This is a genomic window from Pantoea sp. UBA5923 (assembly GCF_002431095.1).
Classification (GTDB): Bacteria; Pseudomonadota; Gammaproteobacteria; order Enterobacterales; family Enterobacteriaceae; genus Pantoea; species Pantoea piersonii.
Window position 1 is genome coordinate 9,304 of sequence record NZ_DJDN01000001.1, and the last position, 333, is coordinate 9,636.

1 protein-coding gene is annotated in these 333 nt (G+C 56.5%); it reads right to left on the reverse strand.

Features of this window, described 5'->3' with window-relative positions; genetic code table 11:
- Positions 1-333 (reverse strand): trypsin-like peptidase domain-containing protein (locus B3797_RS00075; RefSeq protein WP_311790027.1); only part of this gene is annotated, 333 nt, incomplete at both ends.

Below are 333 nucleotides of genomic sequence, written 5' to 3' on the forward strand. Positions count from 1 at the left end.
GCCGGAGTTGCCGCGGTTAATCGCCGCATCAGTCTGAATAAAGTTTTCGTAATTTTCGACGTTGAGGCCGCTGCGTCCCAGCGCCGAGACGATGCCCGAGGTCACGGTTTCACCCAGGCCGTACGGGTTGCCGATAGCGACGGTGTAGTCGCCGACGCGCAGGTTATCGGAATCCGCGATTTTAATCGCCGTCAGGTTTTTCGCATCGATAAGCTGCACCAGCGCGATATCAGAGCGCGGATCCTTGCCAATCACTTTACCATCGTAGCGACGGCCATCGCTGAGCTGCACCTGGATTTTGGTGGCGTTGTCAACGACGTGGTTATTTGTCAC